Here is a 25,545-nt window from a genome sequence, read left to right as displayed (position 1 = left end):
TACGATACTACTTAATTGCTAAAATCAATAAACAAAGATAGTAACAACTGTCAATGTAATTGTAATCTTAATTACACAAAATCTAATCCAAATTAGTTCAAACGGTAATTAATCCCCTCAAACTTGTCTATACAGTCCAAAAACTCATTTGTAAGGTTTATTTTCAGACTTTTAGCTGGCATTTCGACAGAGATTTCATCCTGAGGATCCCAGATTTTAAATTTCAATTGACAATTTGGCACAACGCCTTCAATCTCGTTCTGCGCTAAGACATTTTTAATACCATCTAAGAATTCTTCGTTCAGCTTTGGCAGAGGAATATTAATTGTAAAACTCTTCGCCATCTTTTCGCGGAGTTCAGAAAGCAGCTGCACACTTCTTAATTCAAAGCCCCAGTTTCCGACCTGTCTAAAACGCTCCTGAACCAATCCGCGCAATTGAACAAAATACCCCTCCTGTAAATACCCCTTTAGCTTCACATACTCTTCCCCAAACACAGCCATATCATAAGAGTCACTGTAGTCCTCAATGATAAAGGAGGCAAACGGTTTACCGTTTTTAGTCAGGCGATGATTTGCCGAAGCTATAATCCCGCCAATAACTAATTCTTTGTTTTTGATACGATTAAACTCGAGTAATGTCTCCTCATCTACTTCTGCAGCTTTCGCTTTGTTAATCAAGGAGAGGTCTGACACCGGATTATGACAAAAATGTTCGATCTCAAACCGATAAGTATCTAATGGATGACTTGTCAGGTATATACCAATGACATCTTTTTCGTATTTAAGCTTCTCGATCAATCCCCATTGTGGACAAGGTGTCAATACAGGTTCAGGCAGCTCGGCAGCTTCACCGGCACCAAATAAGCTGGCCTGTGCAGAGTTTTCATTTTCTTTATAGCGTTGTGCAAATCGGATTGCTTTCTCCATACCTGTTGAATTATCCTCGGTATGGAAATACTGCGCGCGATGGGTACTTTCGAAACTATCAAAACCACCGGCGTAAGCCAAACTCTCAAAAGCTTTTTTATTGACCGCACGTAAATCTATACGTTTGGCCATATCAAAAACAGACTTATACAATCCAGATTGTCTCGTTTGCACAATGGCATCTACAGCACCCGCCCCCACGCCTTTGACAGCACCGATACCAAATCGAATTGCTCCACGTTCATTTACCGTAAATTTATAGTAAGACTCATTCACATCCGGACCGAGTACCTCCAAGCCCATACGCTTACATTCCTCCATAAAGAATGTCACCTGTTTGATATCATTCATGTTATTGGAAAGCACCGCCGCCATATACTCTGCAGGGAAATGCGCCTTTAGATAAGCTGTCTGATAAGCTACCCAAGCATAACAGGTGGAATGTGATTTATTGAACGCATAACTCGCAAAAGCTTCCCAGTCCGTCCAGATTTTCTCCAGCACTTTTGCATTATGCCCTTTTTCCTCTGCCTGTGCAACAAACTTAGGCTTCATCTTATCAAGTACAGCCTTTTGTTTCTTACCCATCGCCTTACGCAAGACGTCAGCATCACCTTTGGAAAAACCTGCCAGCTTTTGGGATAAAAGCATTACCTGTTCCTGATATACCGTAATCCCGTAGGTTTCCTTCAAATACTCTTCACAAGCATCCAAATCATAGACAATAGGATCAATCCCATGTTTACGTTTAATAAAACTCGGGATATACTCGATTGGCCCTGGACGGTATAGGGCATTCATCGCAATTAAATCGGCAAATACCGTAGGCTTCAGATCGCGCATGTACTTTTGCATCCCCGGTGATTCATACTGGAATACACCGATTGTTTCACCACGCTGGAAAAGCTCGTAGGTCAATACATCATCTATCGGAAATTTGTCGGGATCTAAAACGATACCATGGCTTAATTTAACATTCTCAACAGTATCCTTGATAAGCGTAAGGGTCTTCAACCCCAAAAAGTCCATTTTCAATAGGCCAGCACTTTCAACGACGTGGTTATCAAACTGGGTTACATACAGATCGGAATCCTTTGCCAGAGAAACAGGGACGAAATTGGTAATATCATCCGGCGTGATAATCACACCACAGGCATGAATACCTGTATTCCGGACAGAGCCTTCCAATACCCGTGCCTGACGAATCGTTTCGGCTTCGAGTCCGGCGCCATCAGCGATCGACTTTAAGCGATTGACGGCCTCAATCTCTTCTGTTCTTAACTTCTCCTTTAGACCAGCATCATCCAAAGTAAATATTTTGGATAACTTCAGATTTGGAATCAATTTGGCGATTTCATTTGCATCTCCCAAAGGCAGATCCAGCACACGAGCAGTATCTTTAATCGAAGACTTGGCAGCCATTGTACCATAAGTAATGATCTGAGCTACCTGACTGGCGCCGTATTTATCGATTACATACTGCATGACCCGTCCACGTCCCTCATCATCAAAGTCAATATCAATATCGGGCATGGAAACACGATCGGGATTTAGAAAACGCTCAAATAGCAAATCGTATTTTATGGGATCAATATTCGTGATACCAAGGCAATACGCAACAGCTGACCCAGCCGCAGATCCCCGGCCCGGCCCAACCGAAACACCCATGTCACGTGCTGCAGCAATAAAATCCTGTACAATCAAAAATACCCGGGATATCCTGTTTTTCAATCGTCGCTAATTCAAAATCCAGACGTTCCCGAATGTCAGCTGTTATCTCTTCATAACGTTTCTCTGCACCAACATAACATAAGTGAGCAAGATATTTATTCTCCCCTCTTTTTCCACCATCTTCATTGTCCTCGGCAACCTGAAATTCTTCTGGTATATCAAATTTTGGAAGCAGGACATCTCGATTCAATTTGAAGATCTCCACCTTATCTACGATCTCCTGTATATTCAGAATCGCTTCGGGTAAATCTTTGAATAGGGTCTTCATTTCGTCAGAAGATTTAAAATAATACTCCTGATTTGGCAATCCGAAACGGAACCCGCGCCCCCTACCTTTTGGTGTAGAAAGCTTCTCGCCATCCTTTACACATAAAAGGATATCATGGGCATGTGCATCCCCTTTCTTTTCGTAATAGGTATTATTGGTTGCTACAACTTTAACATCGTATTTACGGGCAAACTTAAGTAAAGTCTGGTTTACCCGATCTTCATCTTCCTGTCCATGTCGCATGAGCTCCAGATAAAAATCTTCCCCAAAATGTTCCTTCCACCATTGCAAAGCTTCCTCCGCCTGGTTTTCACCGATATTAAGCACTTTGCTGGGCACTTCTCCTTGAAGGTTTCCCGAAAGCACAATGATATCTTCTTTATACTGTAGAATAAGATTTTTATCTATACGGGGCACATAATAGAATCCTGCGGTATAGGCGAAAGAAGCCAACTTAGCTAAATTATGATAACCGCGTTTATTTTTTGCCAACAAAACAACCTGATAACCATTATCCTTTCTGGATTTATCTTTATGATCTTCGCAAACAAAGAATTCACAACCTACTATTGGTTTTAGGAGCTGACCGGTAGGTTCCTCCCCTTTTTCCAGCGCTTCCGCATTCTGTGCTTCTACTTCTTTATTATGACTAATGACCCTGAAACAAATTCAAATGCCCCCATCATATTACCATGATCGGTAAGCGCAACAGCTGGCATATTATCCTTTACGGCAGCCGAAACTAACTTGTCATAGGACATTGTCGACTGTAAAATAGAAAATTGCGAATGGTTATGTAAATGTGCGAATTTCGCTTCTTTAAGTGCTGATAATGTATCTGCATCTACGACAACACGAACATCATCCGGTTCAGCCCGTTTTCTGATCTCATCAGAAGCGGCTTTTAAATTAACATGTTTAAGTCCTGTCGTAGGAACGGGACCAGGATTGTTCCTTTTGAAATCAACGAAGTAACCGGTATCAACCTGGAGTTCCTCCACCGTAAACACCTCTCTTCTGACCAGTTCAAGAAAACAACGCGTTGTCGCTTCAACGTCGGCAGTGGCATTATGGGCCTCAGCAAATGGCACGCCAAATAAATAGGAGTGTAATTCAGTCAGATTCGGGAGCTTGTATCGACCACCACGACCACCGGGAATTTTCAATAAATCTGCCGTTACCTCGGTACAGGTATCCAAAACCGGCATGCTCGCCATTTTAGATTCTACACCATAACGATAAAACTCGCAGCCCATGATATTGAGGTCAAAACCAATGTTCTGTCCGACTACAAATTTTGCACTATTTAATGCGATGTTAAATTTCTCCAAAGCAACCTGCAAGGGAACCCCTTCTCTTCCGCCAATGCCGTGGATATACCATGTATTTTTTCGAGTCATAAGGTATATCAAATCCATCTGGTTTAATCAAAAAATCCTGATGTTCGACCAAATTCCCCATCTCATCATGAATTTGCCATGCCAGCTGTATACAACGTGGCCAATTATCCGTATCCGTAATTGGCGCGTCCCAACGCTTCGGCAAACCCGTCGTCTCTGTATCGAAAATAATATACATAAATTTCTAAACCTCTTTAATACAACACATTAAATGTAAGCATATTTACATTTATTTGAACTTGAAATTTACGAAATTCTTAGGGAAGATTATGTCAGATTTTTGCGAAAAGTATTAACAGCTATTTAATATTGTACCTGTTACACTATTTCTTTATTTGCTATATTTGAACTTGACTCAATTTCTATGATTAAAGCGATTTTTTTGATATAGATGGGACGTTGTTAAGTTTCAAAACACATCAGGTCCCAGACTCTACGCAACAGGCATTTCAGTTACTAAAAGAAAAAAACATAAAAGTTTTCGTTTCAACCGGTCGGTCCTTTAACCAATTGGGACATATCCGCTACCTTGATTTCGATGGCTTTATCACATTTAATGGTGGTTATTGTGTCACCAAAGATGAACAGGTTATTTATAAAAATAACATTGCCCAAAAAGACATTCGTTCATTAATTGATTATGCGAAGCATCATCCCGAGCTTACCTTTTCATTTATGTCCGAAAAAGAAATCTCCTTAAATCAGGTCACGCCCGAAGTGCTACAAATGTATCAACAAGTCAACGTAAAGACGCCGCCTATACGCAATTATGAAGACAACTTTGATCTGGAATCTGTCATGCAGATCAATGTTTTTATCAACCCGGAAGAAGAGGCTGAGTTTATGGAAAACATTATGCCCAACTCGGTTGCATCACGATGGACATCCGTTTTTGCAGATGTCAACCCAATGGGCCAAAGTAAAAAGTCGGTATAGATGTTTTTTAGAACATTTTGGCATCGAACTTTCGGAGACCATGTCTTTTGGTGACGGGGAAATGATATTACCATGCTCGCCCATACACAGGTTGGTATCGCCATGGGAAATGCGAATCCTGAAGTAAAAGAAATCGCAGATTATATTACCGATGATGTGGATAACAACGGCATCTGGAATGCCTTAAAACATTTTGGTGTAATTTAGAAGTGAATGGTGAGTGTAGCGCGACAGGTATTGCTATTGCTGTTCAATAGCAAACTATGTCGTTCTGGAAAAAGATATTCCAATCTGTTCTGGAAATCTGTCATTAGGGTATTCTTAAATTGACCGTCAAGGTAATGATTCATACGATGACTTACCTCAAATAGCATTACTTTTGGAGATCCCGAGAGACGGATTCGGATAGGATGTGAAGACATGCTATTATATCCGTTTGCAACTGCATTTTGCACCATCGGAAATAATAGAAGTGGCGGTATCATCAGCTCATTTTCCGACTGAAAACGGTTTTCCCATTTCAAGGAGAAACCGGCAGGCATCAATCTATTGACCATTTCGAAATATTGGTTTAACAGATCCAGCTCAACCTTTATTTCCTGGTAGGTCCCTGGCTCCAATAGCAACATTTTTTTTTTTGAAATATCCGATATTCCGATTCCAACACAGCCTCTTCCGCTAAAATCCCTTCCATTAGAAAATGATCTATTTGACTGTTACCAAATGACAATCTATCGGACAGTGCTAATGCCTCTTCATTTCTTACAGACTTTTTACGCAGAATGCGATCGATTATACCTGACATTTCTTAAATTGCTCTAGATTAGATACACAAAAATAAGGAAACATTATGTCAAATATTGCAATAGTTATTGAAGAAAGAGCCGCAGACATAGGTAATTTCTTGGTAGGAAGACTACTTCCTTTCAGACAGAAAAGGATGGTCGGTCCGTTTATATTTATTGATCATATGGGACCTGAAACGATCTCCGATCCTCAGTTCATGGATATTGCTCCACATCCTCATATTGGATTATCAACATTAACGTACCTGTTTGAAGGAAGTATTATGCACCGCGACAGTCTAGGAAATGAGGTCGAAATAAAACCGGGTGCGGTAAACTGGATGACAGCTGGAAAGGGGGTAACACATTCCGAACGAACTCCGGACTATCTAAGATCTATCACTCATGAACTACATGGTTTACAGATTTGGGTAGCATTACCAAAGGATCTGGAACAGATGGAACCAAATTTTGTTCACATTGAAGAACCTCAACTTCCCCATTGGAGCGAAGACGGTGTAAACTATCGCCTGATTGCGGGCGAGATTAACAATCATCGTTCCGAAGTACCTGTATACAGCCCCTTATATCTTATTGAAATTAAAGCTGACAAAGACTCCCTTATTAAATTAGGTGAACATCTCTATGGAGAAAGTGGATTGTATATTCTTCATGGCTCAGTGCATGCCGAAGGCCAGGAATTTGGCCCCAAACAAATTCTGGTTGCAAAGGATGCCAAATTATGTGAATTCGAAATCAAAGCAGGCACATCAGTGTACATCTTTGGTGGCGAACCTTTCCCCGAACAACGCTATATCGACTGGAATTTTGTTGCTTCGGACATTGAGACCCTCAAAATCGCCAGAGCTAAATGGGAGCAACACCAATTCCCTGAAGTTCCCGGAGATGATGGCTATATTCCCATTCCGCCAGTAAATCCGACATTAGGACAAAAGAAAGCTTAAAAACAGTACAAACCTTGGTTGAATGATACAAAATCAGGTATCCAATCTTTGAAATGCAAAAAAGTTGGACAAATTAACATTTTTAAGTTTTTTGTGCGAGAGTTCGGTATTGAAATGCCCCAAAAGTTAAACAATAACTTTGGGGACATTTCAATAAAGTGGACAACACTTTATTTTTGTACAGATACTTTTAAATAATTACTAATTCGCGGGGTTCATTAGCTGAATCGCCTTTTTCGTAAAGATATAAGAGGGTGTACTATACGTGCCATCGGCATCAAGTCCATAGCTAAAGATGCCACCTTTTTGCCATCACTAGGTTGCCATGCTGCATATTGATAAAAGAGTGCTGGCGTCCCATTTCTTGCCGAACCATCTTCAAAACTCGCTCCGAGAACGTATTTTCCTGGAGGAATATTTCCTTTATACGCCTCATTGTAAAGTTTGTCAAGCTGGCCACCAAAATAGCGCTGCATAAAGAAATAGTCAATATAAGGTTCGATATCTTTTAAGAATTTAGGCGGTAAATTGACATAATTCAGATCCAGGATAAACAATTTCCCTGTTCCAGACGAAGGTCCAAAATGAGCACCTAAAGCTTTTATATTCAACGCAATCTGATCCAAATCCAGCTGGCTACCACTAAAAAACCACCAAATAAGCCAGTCGATGTCGTCCCTCCACCGCTTTCAAAATCAAGATCTATCCCATCATAGTTGTAGTTCTGGGTATCGTCATTAATGTTTTGAACCCAAGTATTGCGATCTGCTACCGACATTGTCCATGGCATCCCCCTAGTGTAGACAACACGTGTACCTCTGCGATGAAGATAAGGGATGTACTGGTCGCGGAGTGCGGTCCAAAAAGGGCTCGTAGCAGGTGTGTAATCCGTAAAAACATTGACAATATCCACACTATCAGGAATAGCAAGCATCGTTTTTTGTCCTGAGTTTGATTCAACCAATGAATCACCCCAGGTCCGATAATAGCCGGCCATAATCTGGTGCGGGCTTTTTTATACGCCTTTAATTTTTCAAAATAAGCTATCGAATCAGAAACAGGTTCCAATTCTAAATTCGAGCATTACTTTTCTGACATGAAGATACCATGCTGATCAATACAAATAAACCAGCACAAAAGTTAAGTAGTGTTTTTCTTTCTGTTCTCATAATTTATTTTAATCTTTTATTGACTAAAGTATCTATACACTATAATATACGATTATCTCGCCTAATTATTTTAAAAAAATCACTTTTAAATAAAGAAATCATTCAGATACAGCAAAACAAATTTACTTTACAGAAAACAAAACACTTCCAAACAATATCCTTACACGCGGTGAAATGCTCATTTATGGAAAAGGGAAATCCCTCCCAATAAGCTGCGGGCCTCTGCCAATACAGATGAAGCCAATCTCCGGCAGACCAAAGTCTTTCATGATCTGCAGCATGTTTAATAAAAAATCCGTAGCTATCTAAAAAGAAAGCTACGCATTTCAGTAGGCTTAAGTTATTATCGTAGACTTATGTTCTTGTTCTAGGACGGTTAGCCCTTTTTGCGAGTTCAATCTTGGTTGAGATTTCATGGACAATTTTTTCCACGTCGGCGCCACCACCCGAAGATTGGAAACGAATAAAACCCTCTTTATCAATAATGACTTTAGTAGGTATACCTTTGACGCCATATGCTGTAACAACCGACTTATCCCGATCTTTCATTTCATCAAATAAAACATGGAAACTATATTTATTTTCGTTGATAAAATTATTGACGAGCTCTTTATAATTCTCTTCTTTCTGCCATGTGTTAATAAATAAAAAGGCTACATCAGGATCATTTGCATATTTGTTTACCGCAGCCTGCATTCCAGGAAAAGACATTTTGCAAGGACCACACCAGGTCGCCCAAAAATCAAGTACTACAACCTTACCTTTCATACTTGCCAGGAGACTTCTTTACCCGAACGATCGACAAGTGAAAATTGTGCGGCCTCCTTTTTGACCATTTCGCCTTGCAATTTCGATACCAGCATTTCATCAATACGCGAATTGAGGCCTTTTAGATAATTAGTCGTATCCGACAGGCTATTATTCAATTTTCTATACAGGGGCAGCAATTCTGCCATTATTTTAGGTTCTTTTCCATTTTTGATTACCTCAGACTCCAGAAGCTGAAAAGCATCTAAGCTCTTTCCTTTTGCTTCCAGGGCTTTAGCATAGGCTATGGTCGCCGTTTCTGAAGGTGATTCCTGCTGCACTTTTGCTAATATCTCCAGCGCTTTGTCCACTTGTTGATTACCCAACAAGGCCTCCGCATATTGTAAGCTGATTCCCCCTGATATTGCCGCCCCGTATTTCCTTTTTGACCTTCCGATTTTTGCTGGCTTAGATTGAGATAAACCGGTTCCAGTATTTTTTGCGCAAAGGCATACTCTTTCTGCTGGTTTAATTCCCGGCCAATAGCGAAAATAGCATTCGTATAATTTGCCGTGGATTTCAACTGATCTAAGTAGCTGTTTACCTTCTCAAGGTTTTCTCTTTTGCAAACTGCTGGGCGACGACTCCAAGGGCAAATCCGTATATCCCCTGTTTTTTCATCGTAACTGCTTTCTGAAATTGCTTACTTAAACGAATATACTCCGCCTCTGCTTGCGCAGCTGTTAGTTCATTTTTTTCAAACAGGTTACCAAAGGCTTCGTTTCGGGCTGTTATTCCTTTAGGAAATTTTTTACTGATGCTCTTTTTTATGGCTTCTGCCTTATCGTTTTTTTCCAGGCCAGTATAGATTCGCCCGGCGAGCAACTGGTCTTCTTCTTTTTCGATTTTGCTAAATAATCAGCTTCTTTCAAAACCTCCGCTTTGGACGCAGCTGTTCCTTGTTGGAACAATCCATTGAGATGTTTATAAAGTTCTTCTTGTGTAATTCCTTTCTTCGCGGCCAGCTGTCCGAAAGAGGCTTGACTCCCCAAAAGCAATAGGGGAATCGCCAATGTTATTGTTTTTAAGTTCATATTTTTAGATTTATTCGTTTTTATCCATTATACAAGGACTTATATTTTGCCCTTAATCTCATTATTCTACCAGTATGCCTAAATGCACATCAACAATATCATCAACAACATGATTGTAGGCCTGTTCCAACAGCATTGTATTGGCATTATAGATATAGATCGAGCCCGGTTTATCAGCAGTCGGATCATTTGTGGCAATCATTAATTTTCCATCCAGGATCTTAAACTTAACAATATCACCAGTGGCATCCGATGGCAGCTGCACATATTTTTGGAATTCTACCCCAGATAAGAGGCCATATAAATTGTCTTGCCTGCAGCCATATACCATCTGCTTGTGCGCCCGTCAAAATAAACATAACCGATTTGATTGGATGTGGGCACTGCAGCGGTCCCCAACTGACTGAAAGCTTTGGGTTTATAATCGGCACCATAATCCAAACGATAGGAATACAGTTGATTATCTTGCCTGAAGAGATAAATATGGTTGATCGATGGGATGTTAGCATAGCTACAGGCCAGGAATGTTTTTCCGTTCATCAATTCCTGCCCCGCAATTTCCTTATAGTCATTTACATAATTATATTCGTTACTGGTCACCCCATTATCCCAGACACGCACTCTTTTGTTGTTTTCGTCGTATATACTCATAAAATACCGCCCGTTTCCAAGTGGTGTGGCAACCCCATTTGGAGCTATTTTATAGTCCGAAGGATCATTGATAAATGCTGGAAGTGCAATTGTACCTTTCCTTAATACATGGAATTTACCTTTATTGACCGCATAGATCACCTCATTATAGAGATCCGCCTGTACCTGGGTCGGGCGGAACACAAAATCTCCCCCACGTAACTTGACGAATTGTACAATAAAGTAGGAACAAACTCACGGGAATCAATAACTACCACGGGATTTACAGCATCCTGAACACCAATGGTCAAAACATTATAAAAGTCCGAAGACGAGGCGCCGTATTTTTTTGTTCCGCTGATGGACAGTGGGTTTTTCCCCAACTTATCCAAGCTGGATAGCAGGACCTGGTCAAACGAGGATTTTTTGGAAATACTGGATAAGCAATAGAGTGAAGCATCTTTCGCTTTATTCTGGGTCAAAACATAGTAGCCCCATTTATAGGGATTCACAATATTCAAAAAGCAATTATAGCTTGTTGTCGTACCCGTTGATTTGTCTGTGACATGAAACTCCGCGGAAATCTTCCCATAGCGTTTATTCGCTATATAGAAAAGGTTTTTCGTTTTACTTACTGTTACGGAATCCACCTTCCATTCAAAAGTCAGCGCACTGGTATCACTGCCTGATAGTGAGCCCGTGACCGTAGGGTTCAATCGGACGGTATCATGAAAAGGAATTTCATAGATCCGACCTGTGGGATGACTATTGTCCAATAAACCGCCGATTGAAATGGAGTTCACATCTCTGTAATCATAATTGCCCAAATCCTTGGAGCAGCCTTCACATAGAAAAATTGCCAAGAACAGGATATAGGTTAGATTTTTTAAGTTCATCTGCTTGAGCGTTAAGGTAATTGAATTCGTTCTTTCGTACTATCGCCGTCCGGATACACCTGATGGTCGATAAAATACTGCTTGAGCACCTGGATATAGTTAAATGTCACAGGATACCAGCTGACAATCGTTGAGGTAGGCATATTATTCCAGTAATAAACCGGTCCTGGTGCTCCTGTGGTTAGCTCAGGCGATGGATCTGCCCCGAGGTAGTAGATCTGCATCCATTGCTGAAATATTTCTTTTTGATACGGGCCGAAATAGTTCTTCCAGGTATTCCACCATGTAGGTTCGTTCAGAATATCATCAACAACAATTTTTATTTTCTGATTGTACACGTTCCCCGGAACAAATTCACTATTTCCTTCCAAGCGCAAATAGAGTACTGTCGGTTCGGTCTTCATCTTGATGGAGCGCTGGAATGTAATAAACAGCGTATCCACAAAGTTATTTGCCCCATCACCGGGGAAGAGAATTTCACCGTATTGGGTTCATATCGAGAAGAATCTTCGACGATGTAAGCATAGGTACGGTTATTAGATCTTGACTCCCCACCCACACGAATAGGCACTGCGATTGTTTTTTCTTGGCGTCGCAGGTCGGCATCGAGAGCAAAACCATAATAAACGCTATCAATGTATTTTTCTGCCGCCCGGGTATTAGCATTTGGATAGGCAAAATAAATGTAGCTCTGCCCCGTATCAAACTGAAGCATGTTGTCATTTTTGTTACATGCACTCAATATCACAGTAGCACAAAAAAGCAAAATATATCGTTTCATCTTGATTAATTTTGAGGATTATACAATAATTCATCCGCTGGGATCGGTAGCCTGAAAATTTCATTTTTAGCCTGCACTAATGTGGCTCGATCTATCGGCCGAAAGAGGCGCTTATATTCTGTGAATAAATACCCTCACCAATATTTTCCTTACGCATTTCGTCAAATATCAAATCCTTGATCTTTTGTGTGGTCATATCCGAGCTCAGCGCAAGATCCGTGGTAATATTTCTAGTATTACGGACAAGGTTTAGATATTCCATTGCCTTGGCTGGGCTACTTGACGCATAGTTTTCGGCCGCAATCATATAGATTGTATGTAAGCCGATCACTTTGCTTTCATACAAAGGCCTGTAATTCACGTCTGAAGGCAGACGAGTCTGATCAAACAGGTATTTGGACAGTTTCCAGGGATAAGAGGTATTGGGCTGTACAAACCAACTCGCGAGACGTGCATCATTGAGGGAGCCATGGACCGCGCTATTGTAAAGATTCGTTCGCAACCAGTTATAGTTGGGAAATAAAAACGGTGAAGTCGAGCCTGTTGTCGCATCCGCCTGTGCGAAAACAGTGCTTACCTTTGCCCCTAACCTACTGGAGAACAAAGCAAAGATATTTTCCATGGGCATGCGGGTATTTCCCACAGATCCAATTTCACTGGAAAGTGCCATCCGAATACTTTGCGTTGTCTTCAATTCGGTAATGAGCTCCTCTGCATATTTCCCGGCGTTGACCAGATCACCTTTCCACTGTGCGACCATGGACTGTAACGCGACAATAGCGTAATAATTCATTCGATCCCCGGTAATCAATCAAGCTATTGTATGGCTCATAGGCAAATTGATTTAAATTGGCATTACGGGCATTGGACCGTATTGATCTTTTTCAGTAAATCCCGGGCCTCGGACAGGTCTTTTTCCAGCAAAGCGATCGCCTCCGCTGCGGAAGAAAATTTAGTGGCTGAATACACAACCGCAGTCCGGTAAGGGATCGCTTTCGCCTCAATCCCTTCGCTCGAAATGGATGGTCCAAACAATTTTAACAGCTGAAAATGACAGAAGGCCCTTAGCCCGATTGCTTCGCCACGCACCAGATTATAGTAGGGATCATTTTCAATACGGCCTACATTTCCCAGTATAATATTTGTCTGATTGATACACTGGTAAAACCTCGCCCAGATGTTATCGATCATTTTCTTCGGCTCGTCATAATTATACTCATAACGAAAGGAACGATAATATTTATGGGCTGAATTAGTCACATTATATGACCCCACCAGACTTTCCATAAAACCATATTTCATCTCCCGGCCATACAGCGTATCTGTATTTAATGTTTCGTATACCCCGCAAAGTGCCGCGTTGAAACCTGAACGATCGGTGAGCAGATCTTCTTCATAGGCCTTATCCGTTGGGTTTACATTTAAGAACTTTTCGCAGCTCGACAATACACCGAGCATCACGATGGCAATTAGTAACTTTTTCATGCTTTAAAATTGAACCATTACACCAAAATTAAATTCTCGGGCATAGGGATAGCTTAATCCCTGCTCCATGCGTACCGTGCTCCAGCGGAACATATCATTCATGGAGAAGTTAAGCCGTAGCCTTTCCAACTTATACCGCTTGAGGATTTCATTATTGAATGAATAATTGATATTGATCGTGGAAAGCCGGAGGTAAGATTCGGTCTGTATAAAACGGCTCGAGGGCTGCGTAAAAGACTGATCACCAATAGCCTTGTAATTTGTCTGATCCCCAGGCTGCTTCCATCGTTCTTCCAATACACGGCGATCCGCATTTTGATAAGCGATATTATTTTCGATCTTATCCACAAGGGTCTGATTGTAAATATCCCCGCCCAAGGAATAGTTACCAATAATTTGCACAGATAGTCCTTTAAAGTTGACCGAGGTGCCGACATTACCGTATAGGGTTGCCTCGGTATTGCCTACAACCTGTTGATTATTGGCGTCCCAAACATAGGTAACATCACCATTCCGATCCCGGTACAATTCACGTCCATTGGCCGGATCTATCCCTAGAGAAGGTACCGCACGGATAACGCCGAGGACTGCCCCTGTTGATAATACTGGGATGGCTGTATGACATTGCCTTTATCATCTTTCTTTACCAGCGACTCATTTAATGTGCGCAGTTCATTAGATATTTCCTTCAATTTGCTCCTGTTCTGCACGGCGCCGAGCGAAAGGTACCAGCTAAAATCCTTTGCGGAATTATTGAGAATCCGCATGTTGGCCATCGCCTCAAATCCTTTGTTCTGTACCTTTCCTAGATTTTGAAAAAATTTATTATCATAAAAACCAAAGGATGGGGCAACATTGACGGTGGAAATCATGCGGTTGGTAACCCGGTCATAAAAGGAAACATCAACTTTCAGAAAATCACCCATGATGCCAAATTCAGCACCTATACTCCTTTGCTGCTGCTCAGGCCAGCGCACCGCTGGATTTCCCTGCCCACTGTAGATGGCGGCATATTGATTGTAATAATTACGTCCCGAAAGAAAGTTGTACGATGTGCTCACCATACCCACATTAAATTCACTGACCGTACTTGAGGTACCCGCATTCAGATACCAGCGTAATCTTGTAAGGAAATCATTTTTAAACCATTCTTCGTTATGCATGTTATAGGAAAATCCAGCGCTCCAAAAAGTTCCAAAACGATTTTGACTTCCATAGATGGAGGCACCATCCGAGCGCAGCGTGCCACTGACATTATATTTATTATCGTATGTATAGAACAAGGAACCCAAAAAGCCGACAGACCGCACCGGCAATGACGTTGACTCAGGCAGTGACCCAGCCGCATATTGCAAAGCCATTTGTGGCGTCATAAAACGATCATCCACATACCCTGTCACTGTATTCCGATTTCCGACGGTATTCTGCTTTCGGATCTCAGCAACGGCATTGGCCACCAATTGATGTTTGCCAAATTTGTTGGAATATTGCATATCTACTTTTCCTTCATATTTGGTAAAATTCTGATTTCAAAAACATAAGAACCTTTCAGATTAGCATCCGTAATATTGGTATAATCCGTATGAAATGGTGATTTATACTTGTCTATATCTGTGCTTGTCCTTACGATAGTTCCAGAAGCCCTCACTATTAATTTGGGCAACGCAAACCATTCGATGGACATATTGTTCTGCAAGGTTTGGCTTACCTGATCACTACGGAAACCAAGTCCTGCGTTATAGAGTGGGTTAAACATCGTTGATCCCCAACTATACCACTGTCCGAGTTCCCAAAACGGATGTTATACTTTCCTTGCTCATCATAAATTTTTTCATAGGGATTGAGTTTGGTATAGGTATCGAAACTCCCGAACGGACTATCGTATGCTTTCGTATAAAGATAGGTGGCCACATTGCGGAAGGTAATAACATTAGGTATCCGATAGATCAGTGTAAAACCTGCATTTCCGCGTGTTCTACCCGACTCCTTCATGACGCCTTTGTTATCAAAATAACCACCTTCAAGACTATAACGTACTCCATTCCCCCGCCTTCCATCCGCAGGCTATGATTGATGGAAACTGTATTTCGAACAGGCTGTTTCAACCAATAGGTGTCTACTCCGCTCAACACATCTTGTTCACGTTTGGTCAGTAAATTATTATACTGCTCCTGCTGAATCAGATCCCAGGCAGCATCGCCGCTTTTTGATGTGTATAAATCAGCCAGTTTTTCATATTGCAATTTCTCAGTGGCATTCATCAGGTTATAATCCGATAGGTCGACCATGGACACCGATGGCTTCATGTCATAGGTTACCGTAAACTTACCATCTTTGGGCAATCTGGTTTCGATAACAACCACACCATTTCCACCACGGGAACCATACAAACTCGTAGAACTCGCATCTTTTAAAATAGAAATTGTTTCAATGCGGTTAACATCAATGTCGTATAAAGTAGTGATCGGTACTTCGAAACCATCCATAATAATCAACGGGGCATTGACGGCATACTCTCCTACACTAGAGACCCCTCGAATATTGATCTGTGGCATTACGTTGGGATTGGACCCCGCATTTACCCGTTCGTCTACCTTAAAAGAAGGATCCAAAGCCTGCAGTACCGTAAAGATGTTTGTGGAATTGAACTTTTCCAGCTCCTGTCGGGTCACCATGGTCGCCGCTCCTGTAAAATTATCGCGGCGTACCCGCGTATAGCCCGTCACTACCGTTTCATCAATTTTATTCTCGACCTGACGCATAATCACTTGTAGCGGCTCCCCGATGCTACTTTGACCTGCTGAGTTTCATAGCCTATCATCGAAAATATTAGTTCCAACGGTTCATTAACAAAAACATAAAACTGGCCATTTTCTCCAGATAAAACGCCATTACGCGTACCTCCCAAAATTTTAATGGAGACCCCGGCCAAAGGCTTTCCCCCGCATCCCTTACACGCCCTTCTACCCGTATCTGGCGCTGTTCTGGTGCTTGATGTTTGTGTTTACTAGGCTGGTCATTGTTTGTTCTATTTGGCAATGATTCTTTTCGACGTACCAAAATGGTATTATTGCGAAAAATCAAATCGACATCCTGTCCAGCAGCAATTTCCCGTAACACCTGCTCGATATCTTTGTCTTTCACCTGAATACTGATCGGCTTACTATTTTTAAGTAAGGCTAAGTCACCAATCAGATCTACATTTGCTTGTTTTCGGATCTTCTCCAGGACCGAATACATGGAACTTTGGCTTTCTTTAAGTGTGATACGTTGCGCCACTGCTGTCCCGAAAAAGCCCGATAAAAGCAGTCCGCTAAGCATCAACCTCGACAGGCATTTACCGACATCTTTGGGCAAACCGGTAGCTGCCATTCTTTTTTCAAAATGGTAAACTTTCAATTTCATAAGGTTAGTTTTTGTTAGTTTGTCGTTCCTCTATTTGATATATATGTAATTATTTTCCATAGTATAGTTCATAGGATGTACCTGCGCTATCAGGTCCAGTACCTCTTTGAGGCTTTTATCGCGTCTTACGCGACCAAATAGCTGGACTTGCGCCAAACTATTATCTACCTTGATCTCCACGCCGTACCAAGCACTTAATTTTCGGGACAATTGCCCCACATTCAAATCGTTCAGATCAAAATAGCCTTCTTTCCAATCGATGTAACGGGCAATATCTTTGGCCTCGATAATCTTCTTTCCATCATATACTTGATTAGGCCTGATTCGCACGGAAAACTGGTCCTTTCTACTCTGCTCCAAGCTTGATCCCCGATCGGAGAAAGCGACCGAACCTTCCAATAAAGCTGTTTCATTGTTAGCCGTAAAATCAGCATTGAATTTCGTTCCCAATACCTGAATTGTTTGTCTATCGCCACGTACAAAAAATGGTACTCTTTTATGGTTTCGTTCTTGTTTGGCAACTTCAAAATAGCCTTCACCATCTAAGGCAACCTCGCGGATATCACCTCTAAAAGAAATCGGATAACGCAATTCACTATTGGTATTCAGCCAGACCTTAGTACCATCAGCGAGCTGTACATGTGCTGTCCCCCTGTCTTTGTGCGAATTGTATTGTAGACAACTTTCGATTTTTGTGCAGGATCAATTAAATAGATGATTTGATCGTCATGAGTTCGCACAATTCGATAACTTCCGGCATTTAAGGTATCATTAGGTTTTAATTTGTCAAGATCATATTCCGTATTATTTTCCAACACGACAATAGCATTGGATTTTATGGGCGCCTGTATCGCGTCAATACTTGCATATCGAACATGTTCAGCTCGTTGGCTCCAATAGATGTAAACAGTCGTTGTCAGCATAACGATAATGCTCGCCGCAGCCATCCACTTCCATCCAAACTGTCTTTTACGTTTTTTGATAAAAGGCATTTCGTTGTCGAGATTCTCCAATAAGATCAGCATCTGCCTATCTATGGGTTCGGGAAACCGGTCCAACTGATCCAACCAACGCTCAACCAAAGCTATTTCCTCCGCGGAACATTCCCCAGCTTGATACTTTGCGAAAAGTGAATCGTCAATCTTCATAGTAATAATTGTTAGTTTAGCTCTAATGTTGCTATACTAAGGTAAACGGCGCTGCCAGACGATTGTCCCTCAAAAAAAAAAAAAAAAAAGACGAAAAATTAGAGCGTATGATTTTTAAAGTAGATGAATATTGATTGCGTACCGTCTTTTCAGAAAGGCCCAACATAACTGCTATTTCGGGATTGGAATATCCCTGCAAACGCAATTTTAGAACCGCTTGATATTGCGGACCGTAGCGATGGAGTACAGCGAAGATGGAATCACGAAAAGACTGTGCGCGGACGTGTTCATCAGCTTCGTCAAATGCAAATTCACTGGCATAGGATTTGAGATCCTCCAGATAGCCTTGCGCATTGTTTTCTTTGGCGAAATAATCCATGATACGACGTCTTAGCGCTGTAAAAAGATAGGCCTTAAAGTCTTCCTGATAATCAATTGAGTACCTATTGTTCCAAGTACGAATAAAAACATCCTGCACCAGATCTTCCCCAGCATCTTGGCCGACCCGCTTGATCGCATAGACCAGTAAAGCTGCCTTGTACCTTTCATACAACATATGAAATGCCCCATCTTGGTTCTTGGAAACCAAAGAAATAGCTCCTCATCGCTTAGACTTTCCAACTTAGGCATGATGTATTGATTTGAACAAATATAGTTTTTAGATTTTTTTATACAAGAAGATCATAAAACCTGAACAGCTAAATTTCACTATGCATTCATTTCTTACCTGCATTATATAATATTAGACAGCACATATACATGCCATCTAGGATAACAGTGCTACAAAAATAGCAAAACCATAATTAAAAACTACTAAACAAATAGACTTTATTTAAACGACCCAGGAAATACGGAGAGTGAGGTTTTCGAAGCCGGCATATTATTTATTGTAATTCGACTAAACTATTTCCAATTAAACAGTTAGATTGGTACGTTTCGTTAAAAAAGTTAAAAACCAATTTGTCAATTCTGAGTATATGATTACCTTTGCGCAAATTTTACCTTATTTAGATCAAAACTAAATAAAGAAAAACAGTCTATAAAAATCATATGTATCGAATTTTTACTTTTTGAGCATCACTTTGCTTTCCTCTTTTGCCCTTCAAGCGCAAAATATTCAAGGTATCGTGCATGACAAGAGCACGGGTGTGATCGTACCGGGAGCGAGTATTATCATCAAAGAGCGCCCTCAAGGCGGAACTGTCGCCGATGGCAACGGAAAATTTAGTCTTGTACTTCACAATGGGGAGACCCTACTGGTTAAAATGGTTGGCTATAAAAGCTACGAGCGTTATTTTGCCAAGGTACAGGAAGGACAACAAGTCGAGATCAGTCTTGAATCCGGTGTTGCACTGGACGAAGTATTGGTCACAGCAAGTTTGGCCAATTCACGGAGCAAACGCGCAATTGGTACCAATGTTGATCATATTGATGCCGCAGATATTGTCGCAAAAAGTAATCCCTCTTCTCTAGCGGAACTGGTAAACGGAAGAATTAGCGGCGCCCAAGTATACAATACCAACGGAAAAGTAGGTATGCCCATCCGTTTTGATATTCGTTCGGCAGCAACCTTCAGTATGGAACGGATCCCCTGATCTTTATCGATGGGGTACGCTACGGTAGCAGTAATACTGCTGATGTAAATTCCTCACAAGAAGCGATGAGTGCGCTGAATGACTTACCGATGAACGATATTGCTTCTATCGATGTGATCAAAGGACCGGCGGCAGCAGCTTCCTATGGTGCAGAGGCAGCTAACGGTGTTGTTATTATCCAGACCAAACGTGGCCTGAGCGGCAAAAAGGCGTGGCTGTCAATGTAAAATATACCGGCGGTTTCAGCGAACTCGCCAATAAATACACAAAATATGTCAACAACGATGCGCTGAATAACTTTTTTGACCGCGGTCATCAAAATCAGTATTACGCCAATTTATCGGCACAGTTTGATCAGGCAAACAGTCTATTCTTTTCGGCCAATTCTAATATTACCTCAGGTATTGTTCCGGGAAACAAAGACAATAGACAGACCTTTCGTGCAGGATATGATTTTACTAAAGACAATTTCAAACTGGGCTTCACCGCTGGCTATGTCAAAGGTAAACTGAGCATCCCACAGTCAGCTTCGGGACGTGATGATGCCATCTGGAATCTAATGCGCGATCAGACGCCCTGGCCTTTTATTTCCGAAGAAACCTGGCGTGCCATTGAGAAAAGCTATTCCAATGACCGCTTTACAGGAAATGTCAAATTAAACTATACGCTTCCTTTTAATATCAAGCTGGAAAGTCTTGTGGGGCTTGACCTAAATCGGATCGATGGGTTGAACTATCTTCCTTACGGCTACCTACAGGGTACAAACAGCACGGGTGCCAAACAGGTCAGTGACCGTAAAAACCAGAATATCAACTGGGATGTCAAGTTGTCGCGCAACTTTGCCCTAGCGGATAAATGGCAACTGAATCTAGCCTTATTATCTCAGTTGACTAAATCTACCGAAACTGTCAGTGGTATCAGCATACGTAATTTTGCAGTACCAGGCATCAGTAACATCTCCTCAGCAGCTGAGATCTTAGGTACAACAGATACTTATTTCGAAAAACGTACCCATGGTATCTATGGTGAGGCATTTTTAAGCTACAACAATCAGTTATTTATCAATACCGGTGTTAGAAGAGACGTATCCAATATGATTGGTCGGAATGTAGCCAGTATCTGGTACCCCACCGTGAGTGTTGCCTACAATGTGAAACCGTTTGAATTTATGCGAGGTAAGATCGATGAATGGAAGATAAGAGCCGCTTATGGTGAATCTGGTCGTTTACCGTATCCAAATGATGCGCAGACAGCCTATCTTATTGAAAACTCTTCGTTTGGTACCTTGGTTAGACCATTGCGCAAAGGTAATCCTGATATCAAACCAGAGCGCACCGGTGAGTTTGAGATCGGTACGGATCTCAGCTTTTTCAAACAACGTTTGGGCTTTACCTACTATTTGCAAAACACACGCGATGCAATAGTATATACCACATTATTGCCTTCTTTGGGTTGGCCTTCAAGCTTGAGTGGGGACTATCCCGAAAATGTGGGTAAAATTCGTGGTAAAGGGATTGAACTGACTTATAACAGCCGCGTATTTACCAGCAGTAATCAGAAAAATAGTTTGGATCTCTTCTTTATTTTCAATCACCAGTCCAATAAAGTCATCAGCTCAGGTGGAAATGACATTATCAACACGGTCAATCTGATCCGTCCGGGACTTCCAGCATTCTCGTTCTATACAGGTGTATCCGAAGGTGCCAATTTCAATAGCAACGGCGTATATACAGGTGCTAAAGAAAGCGCACCGCAGGTTTTGGGCAAACCTTTCCCTACCTATAATGGATCATTTGGGTTCAATCTTCAGTTAGTCAATAACCTCCGTATCCAATCTTTGTTCAACTATTCAAAAGGCGCTAAAGTCTATAATATCTCCAATCGAAATGTAGCCAGCCAAGGGAATAACTTCAAGGCAAGCGAGGATCTCAAAGCACAGCTTGCCACGCAGACACCAGGCACGCCGGAGTATATTGCAACAGCAAATGAACTTGCCCAATATGCTGGCCCCCGTGGTAATTTTATTGAGAAAGCCGATTTCATCCGTTTGAGCAATGTCACCATCTCCTATGATTTAGGTGTTTGGGCCAAGAAACAAACCAATGGTCTATTCAAAAGCTGCGTGCTATCATTAACAGGAAACAACCTGTGGCTGACGACCAACTACGGCGGTATCGAACCACAAATAGATTCACAGGGCGGTAGTAAACGTACCCGTGGTATCAGCTATCTATCATCCGACTGGACTGCGGTACCGGCTCCACGCAGCTACGCTATGAGTGTAAATATTGGTTTTTAAAAATGATAATTATGTCTATCAAAATAAAAGATATTTGGAAAGCAGGATTCGTCTGTATGGCAGTACTTTCCTTTTCCTCCTGTGACAAGTGGGTGAACGACACCAAGTTGCCGGACAACACCATTGATGAATCACAGCTAAACAACATCGCTATGCTCGGTCGTATCGAAAAAGGTGCTTATGTCTATGGTCCTGTCATCGCCGGTGTATGGCGCGCGGGAGCAACATCCGCGTCAGACCTGTTGGTCGCTTCCGGTGCTATTGTGGATGAAATTGTCCCTACCGCAGTTCCAAACTCTCCTTTTACAAGGAATTGGATGAAGATAAATTAACTCCGGACAACACTTCACTCTTTAGTGTATGGTCCAATGTGCAAAACTACCGTGCCCGTGCCGAAGATGCTATTGCCAATGCAGAATCTTTAAATCCAACGGATGAAGATGGCATCAAGATCAAACAAGCGGCTTTGGTCAATGCAAGGTTACATGCCGGTTATGCCTGGTTGCTAATGGCGGATTATTTCAGTGTCAGCAATAGCAGCCACTCTGTCTATGCTGACCACAAAGAGGTTAGTCATCAGGAAGCCTATACCAAAGCACAGACTTACTGGCAACAGGCACTTCCTGCTGCCAGCGATACCGAGAAACGATTGCTTCATGCCCTACTGACAAAGCTGGGAATCCATACTGGCAATTATCCCCTGGCTGTGCAGCATATCAACCAGTCGTTTACTGCAACGGAAAACTTCAGCTTTCTGAATACCGTAGGTACTGTCAGCAACGGTTTCTTTAATGCATTAAATATCAACTCAAGAGATGCGGCCGTTGATCCAAGTTTGGTTGCCGCATCAAAAACCATAGCTGACAAAGCCCGTGTTCCGGTTGTAAAAGCAGCCAAAGGACATTGGTCACTGACCTTGTTTAAGGAAAGAGATCCCTTGCTTGTCAGCGATTTCGATGAAATGCAATTGATCCGTGCCGAATTGATTGTACGCGGACTGATTACGGGTAATGCCGTGGAACTTGTTAATTCGGTTATTTCAAAATATGATACCTCCGGAGCATCCAATTATACACCATCCACAACCCTAACGCTGAATGACATCGTTGTTGTCCGCCGGATATTTTTATCCTGGCGTGGTACACGTATCATCGATCTGAGAAGGTTTAAAATTGACGGTGATGTCAATCCAGGTTTCACCCAGCGCAAATGGCAATGGATCGGTATACCCGAAATTGAAACACAGTTTTAAGTTCATCCTACCCAGGTAGATCATATCCGAATTGCACGTAAATCTGTGCCATCGTTGATTCGACGGGTATAGCTTGAAAAAGATTAAATAAGGCCGTGAGAATGAGATATTCTACACGGCCTTAACATTATGAATAAATCTAGAGGGTACTACATTTTTCAAGATTTTCCTCATATAATTCAACAATCCCCTTATTTCTGCGATCGTTACTATCATACAAAATGATAGTAACGATCGTATGGCAGTATCCCGATAAGTGTGTAAGTTATTGATAAAAGGTAATCTAGGTTTTGAATAAACACTTAACTTTAGAACAGATGTCATACAAGTCCCCCATAATAAGCATACTTGTGCTAAATAAAGCAACATCACCTATTTATCTTGTCGGCTGTAGCTGAATTTCTGGTAAGGAGCGATTCCGGTCTTTAATATCAATAGCAACAGTATATCCTGTATAATCGGGCACGTCAATCTCCAAAAGATAATGTCCACTGTTTAATTCGCCGATTTTAAATTCTCCATTCTGATGATGTACGGTGTCTACCCGCAATCTGTCTAGCTTCTCTTTCTGTTGATTAGACTTATATACATGAACTACAAAATAGCTAACGGGATTATATTGATGATCCACCAATCTACCTGTTACAACGTAAGCATCTAGAAGAAATGATGAAAGTAGGGTACACAAAATTTGGAACTTTAACATAACATATATATATTTTCTGTTACTTATTTTTTTAAAGAGTCCAGCACCTAGATCCGAACCAAAAGATCCCATCTTCAATTGAAGATAATTTGCTTTACTTTGATCTCTTTCAATCTGTATGTCTCCGGAAAGAGTCACTCTTTCCATTGTTAAAAAGTCCGACGAAGTGGGATTGTCACCTCTCAAAGGTCCACTTCCATATCCAGCAAGATTGGTATAGTCAGAAAAAATACAATCGAAGGCTTTGTATTGCTTTGTACTCCCCTTCTCCCTGACCCATACCGTACTACTATTTGCAATAATATTGTGATGGAATTCAAAAGTATCCCCATTGGTTCCATTTGTTGTCCAGACTCCACTAAAGTAGCTACCATATACCAGACAATACCGCATGGCATTACCGCTTCCTGCCTGTCCCTCAGATTTCCAAAAGACAACTGGATTTTTACAATTGGAAAATACACAGTGGTCAATAATTAATCCGTATCCATTAGCAATAACACCCACATGTAATGGTAACACATCAATATCACCCACAAAAAGACATTGTGTGACAAGCAAGTCGTCCAATTGTTTACCATCACGCCATATCGGGTACGAGCGGCGTGAGTTATCCTCATCCATATAGGAATAATCCGGACTCCCCGTAAATCGTATGCCCTCAATGGTCACATGGTTTACCTCGGGTTGAATCCCCTACCCTCCATTCCACCAAATCCGGGAACTAATGGCACAGCTGTCATGATCACAGGCATCTGCTGTGGAGTCCAACCTTCATCATCAGGCATAAGTTCGGCGCGAATTGTTAGACGATTTTTAGCTGTATATTTATTATTGGAAAATAAAACCGTTTCGGTTAACAGGTGTATACCAGCGGAAAGTACGACCGTGGAGGCTCCCTTTTCTTGATTTGAATTTATACGCTTTGCCGCTGCTAAAATAGTTTTTAGGGGATCTGATTTTTCTCCCGAATTCAGATCATTTCCAGTCTTGGGATTAACATACAACTGCTCCGCCAGTATATCCGACGCTGCTATTGTAAGCATGAAAAGGATGATTAGATACCTCAACTTCATAAGTCTTGAATTTGAATTTGATTATCATCAAAATTACAGGATATCTATTCGTCTAAATGGTCATTTTATGGCAAATATGGTCATTTATAATCCATGTTTTTTGGGGTATCCCATTTGATGCTGAAACGGCTTTTTCTAGATTTTACACTAATTCCTCCATAGAAAAAACATTTGTTTTTAAATACCAAATATTAATACCTTAACAATTATGTACTTTCAGCTGTTATCAAAGGAACATAAATGCTATA

At 41.4% G+C, this 25,545-nt stretch carries 32 protein-coding genes and 3 pseudogenes; 7 read left to right on the top strand and 28 right to left on the bottom strand.

Annotation, left to right across the window (positions count from 1 at the left end):
* Positions 1–92: 92 nt before the first annotated feature.
* Positions 93–4,506, bottom strand: a pseudogene (gene dnaE / locus KUH03_RS27955) (DNA polymerase III subunit alpha).
* Between the two features lie 209 nt (positions 4,507–4,715).
* Here dnaE and KUH03_RS27950 point away from each other — a divergent pair.
* A pseudogene (locus tag KUH03_RS27950) lies at positions 4,716–5,471 on the top strand (Cof-type HAD-IIB family hydrolase).
* Here KUH03_RS27950 and KUH03_RS27945 read toward each other — a convergent pair.
* On the bottom strand, positions 5,468–5,893 hold the full coding sequence (locus KUH03_RS27945; protein WP_257087725.1) for a hypothetical protein: 426 nt from the start codon (positions 5,891–5,893) through the stop codon (positions 5,468–5,470). The pseudogene KUH03_RS27950 and the gene KUH03_RS27945 overlap by 4 nt on opposite strands.
* A 221-nt stretch (positions 5,894–6,114) precedes the next feature.
* Here KUH03_RS27945 and KUH03_RS27940 point away from each other — a divergent pair, with 221 nt between their 5' ends.
* Entirely contained in the window at positions 6,115–7,014 is a 900-nt protein-coding gene (locus tag KUH03_RS27940; protein ID WP_257087724.1) for a pirin family protein, read from the top strand.
* A 218-nt stretch (positions 7,015–7,232) separates the two neighbouring features.
* Here the strand turns inward: KUH03_RS27940 and KUH03_RS27935 are convergent, their stop codons facing one another.
* From KUH03_RS27935 to KUH03_RS27825, 24 genes and pseudogenes are all read right to left on the bottom strand, one after another.
* Positions 7,233–7,640, bottom strand: a complete 408-nt coding sequence (locus tag KUH03_RS27935) for a hypothetical protein (protein WP_257087723.1) — start codon at positions 7,638–7,640, stop codon at positions 7,233–7,235.
* Entirely contained in the window at positions 7,622–8,011 is a 390-nt protein-coding gene (locus KUH03_RS27930; protein ID WP_257087722.1) for a hypothetical protein, read from the bottom strand. The genes KUH03_RS27935 and KUH03_RS27930 overlap by 19 nt, the downstream gene beginning before the upstream one ends.
* 526 nt (positions 8,012–8,537) lie before the next feature.
* Positions 8,538–8,951, bottom strand: a complete 414-nt coding sequence (locus KUH03_RS27925) for a TlpA disulfide reductase family protein (protein WP_257087721.1) — start codon at positions 8,949–8,951, stop codon at positions 8,538–8,540.
* Positions 8,948–9,316 (bottom strand): hypothetical protein, encoded by a 369-nt coding sequence (locus tag KUH03_RS27920; protein WP_257087720.1) that lies wholly within the window; start codon positions 9,314–9,316, stop codon positions 8,948–8,950. The genes KUH03_RS27925 and KUH03_RS27920 overlap by 4 nt, the downstream gene beginning before the upstream one ends.
* The gene (locus tag KUH03_RS27915) at positions 9,277–9,513 is read right to left on the bottom strand and encodes a hypothetical protein (protein ID WP_257087719.1); all 237 of its coding nucleotides are present in this window, start codon (positions 9,511–9,513) and stop codon (positions 9,277–9,279) included. Before KUH03_RS27915 ends, KUH03_RS27920 begins: the two co-directional genes overlap by 40 nt.
* Positions 9,514–9,530: 17 nt before the next feature.
* Complete coding sequence (locus tag KUH03_RS27910; RefSeq protein WP_257087718.1) at positions 9,531–9,815, bottom strand: hypothetical protein; 285 nt, start codon at positions 9,813–9,815, stop codon at positions 9,531–9,533.
* On the bottom strand, positions 9,758–10,024 hold the full coding sequence (locus tag KUH03_RS27905) for a hypothetical protein (RefSeq protein WP_257087717.1): 267 nt from the start codon (positions 10,022–10,024) through the stop codon (positions 9,758–9,760). Before KUH03_RS27905 ends, KUH03_RS27910 begins: the two co-directional genes overlap by 58 nt.
* 61 nt (positions 10,025–10,085) lie before the next feature.
* Positions 10,086–10,289 (bottom strand): hypothetical protein, encoded by a 204-nt coding sequence (locus KUH03_RS27900; RefSeq protein WP_257087716.1) that lies wholly within the window; start codon positions 10,287–10,289, stop codon positions 10,086–10,088.
* A gap of 14 nt (positions 10,290–10,303) precedes the next feature.
* Positions 10,304–10,858, bottom strand: coding sequence for a hypothetical protein (locus KUH03_RS27895; RefSeq protein ID WP_257087715.1), 555 nt, complete (start codon positions 10,856–10,858; stop codon positions 10,304–10,306).
* Positions 10,813–11,550 carry a PKD-like family lipoprotein gene (locus tag KUH03_RS27890; RefSeq protein ID WP_257087714.1) on the bottom strand — a complete coding sequence of 246 codons (738 nt, stop codon included), beginning with the start codon at positions 11,548–11,550 and terminating at the stop codon, positions 10,813–10,815. The genes KUH03_RS27895 and KUH03_RS27890 overlap by 46 nt, the downstream gene beginning before the upstream one ends.
* A gap of 11 nt (positions 11,551–11,561) precedes the next feature.
* Entirely contained in the window at positions 11,562–11,993 is a 432-nt protein-coding gene (locus KUH03_RS27885; protein WP_257087713.1) for a DUF4843 domain-containing protein, read from the bottom strand.
* Entirely contained in the window at positions 11,951–12,331 is a 381-nt protein-coding gene (locus KUH03_RS27880) for a membrane lipoprotein lipid attachment site-containing protein (RefSeq protein WP_257087712.1), read from the bottom strand. The genes KUH03_RS27885 and KUH03_RS27880 overlap by 43 nt, the downstream gene beginning before the upstream one ends.
* Before the next feature lie 91 nt (positions 12,332–12,422).
* Entirely contained in the window at positions 12,423–13,124 is a 702-nt protein-coding gene (locus tag KUH03_RS27875; protein WP_257087711.1) for a hypothetical protein, read from the bottom strand.
* Positions 13,125–13,186: 62 nt separating this feature from the next.
* A complete protein-coding gene (locus KUH03_RS27870; RefSeq protein WP_257087710.1) occupies positions 13,187–13,816 on the bottom strand; it encodes a RagB/SusD family nutrient uptake outer membrane protein in 630 nt (209 codons plus the stop codon).
* A gap of 3 nt (positions 13,817–13,819) precedes the next feature.
* Positions 13,820–14,344 carry a hypothetical protein gene (locus KUH03_RS27865; RefSeq protein WP_257087709.1) on the bottom strand — a complete coding sequence of 175 codons (525 nt, stop codon included), beginning with the start codon at positions 14,342–14,344 and terminating at the stop codon, positions 13,820–13,822.
* 26 nt (positions 14,345–14,370) lie between these two features.
* Positions 14,371–15,309, bottom strand: a complete 939-nt coding sequence (locus tag KUH03_RS27860; RefSeq protein ID WP_257087708.1) for a TonB-dependent receptor — start codon at positions 15,307–15,309, stop codon at positions 14,371–14,373.
* A 2-nt stretch (positions 15,310–15,311) separates the two neighbouring features.
* Entirely contained in the window at positions 15,312–15,512 is a 201-nt protein-coding gene (locus KUH03_RS27855; RefSeq protein ID WP_257087707.1) for a hypothetical protein, read from the bottom strand.
* Positions 15,513–15,520: 8 nt separating this feature from the next.
* A complete protein-coding gene (locus tag KUH03_RS27850) occupies positions 15,521–15,808 on the bottom strand; it encodes a hypothetical protein (protein ID WP_257087706.1) in 288 nt (95 codons plus the stop codon).
* Positions 15,805–16,578, bottom strand: coding sequence for a TonB-dependent receptor plug domain-containing protein (locus KUH03_RS27845; protein ID WP_257097394.1), 774 nt, complete (start codon positions 16,576–16,578; stop codon positions 15,805–15,807). Before KUH03_RS27845 ends, KUH03_RS27850 begins: the two co-directional genes overlap by 4 nt.
* Before the next feature lie 2 nt (positions 16,579–16,580).
* Positions 16,581–16,724: a hypothetical protein gene (locus tag KUH03_RS49250; protein WP_373564502.1), complete on the bottom strand. Its 144-nt coding sequence runs from the start codon at positions 16,722–16,724 to the stop codon at positions 16,581–16,583.
* Between the two features lie 149 nt (positions 16,725–16,873).
* Positions 16,874–17,056, bottom strand: a pseudogene (locus KUH03_RS49245) (STN domain-containing protein); the annotation flags it as partial.
* Between the two features lie 195 nt (positions 17,057–17,251).
* Positions 17,252–17,812 carry a FecR family protein gene (locus tag KUH03_RS27835; protein WP_373564501.1) on the bottom strand — a complete coding sequence of 187 codons (561 nt, stop codon included), beginning with the start codon at positions 17,810–17,812 and terminating at the stop codon, positions 17,252–17,254.
* A gap of 14 nt (positions 17,813–17,826) precedes the next feature.
* Entirely contained in the window at positions 17,827–18,369 is a 543-nt protein-coding gene (locus KUH03_RS27830) for a hypothetical protein (RefSeq protein WP_257087704.1), read from the bottom strand.
* A 31-nt stretch (positions 18,370–18,400) separates the two neighbouring features.
* On the bottom strand, positions 18,401–18,925 hold the full coding sequence (locus tag KUH03_RS27825; RefSeq protein ID WP_257087703.1) for a sigma-70 family RNA polymerase sigma factor: 525 nt from the start codon (positions 18,923–18,925) through the stop codon (positions 18,401–18,403).
* Positions 18,926–19,439: 514 nt separating this feature from the next.
* Here KUH03_RS27825 and KUH03_RS27820 point away from each other — a divergent pair.
* Genes KUH03_RS27820 through KUH03_RS27800 form a run of 5 tightly spaced genes read left to right on the top strand, consistent with a single transcriptional unit; the run spans position 19,440 to position 23,515 of the window.
* Complete coding sequence (locus KUH03_RS27820; RefSeq protein WP_257087702.1) at positions 19,440–19,964, top strand: carboxypeptidase-like regulatory domain-containing protein; 525 nt, start codon at positions 19,440–19,442, stop codon at positions 19,962–19,964.
* On the top strand, positions 19,961–20,191 hold the full coding sequence (locus KUH03_RS27815; protein ID WP_306429815.1) for a TonB-dependent receptor plug domain-containing protein: 231 nt from the start codon (positions 19,961–19,963) through the stop codon (positions 20,189–20,191). Before KUH03_RS27820 ends, KUH03_RS27815 begins: the two co-directional genes overlap by 4 nt.
* Positions 20,176–22,263 (top strand): TonB-dependent receptor, encoded by a 2,088-nt coding sequence (locus tag KUH03_RS27810; protein ID WP_257087701.1) that lies wholly within the window; start codon positions 20,176–20,178, stop codon positions 22,261–22,263. Before KUH03_RS27815 ends, KUH03_RS27810 begins: the two co-directional genes overlap by 16 nt.
* Before the next feature lie 11 nt (positions 22,264–22,274).
* On the top strand, positions 22,275–22,595 hold the full coding sequence (locus KUH03_RS27805) for a hypothetical protein (protein ID WP_257087700.1): 321 nt from the start codon (positions 22,275–22,277) through the stop codon (positions 22,593–22,595).
* On the top strand, positions 22,577–23,515 hold the full coding sequence (locus KUH03_RS27800) for a hypothetical protein (RefSeq protein WP_257087699.1): 939 nt from the start codon (positions 22,577–22,579) through the stop codon (positions 23,513–23,515). The genes KUH03_RS27805 and KUH03_RS27800 overlap by 19 nt, the downstream gene beginning before the upstream one ends.
* A gap of 376 nt (positions 23,516–23,891) precedes the next feature.
* Here KUH03_RS27800 and KUH03_RS27795 read toward each other — a convergent pair whose 3' ends face one another.
* Both KUH03_RS27795 and KUH03_RS27790 read right to left on the bottom strand, forming a co-directional pair.
* Positions 23,892–24,893, bottom strand: a complete 1,002-nt coding sequence (locus tag KUH03_RS27795) for a hypothetical protein (protein ID WP_257087698.1) — start codon at positions 24,891–24,893, stop codon at positions 23,892–23,894.
* 5 nt (positions 24,894–24,898) lie between these two features.
* Positions 24,899–25,267, bottom strand: a complete 369-nt coding sequence (locus tag KUH03_RS27790) for a hypothetical protein (RefSeq protein ID WP_257087697.1) — start codon at positions 25,265–25,267, stop codon at positions 24,899–24,901.
* Positions 25,268–25,545: the final 278 nt, after the last annotated feature.

The sequence above is a fragment of the Sphingobacterium sp. E70 genome (assembly GCF_019285695.1).
GTDB lineage: Bacteria > Bacteroidota > Bacteroidia > Sphingobacteriales > Sphingobacteriaceae > Sphingobacterium > Sphingobacterium detergens.
The sequence above is the reverse complement of the archived record's forward strand: the minus strand, read 5'-3'. Positions and strand labels throughout refer to the sequence as shown.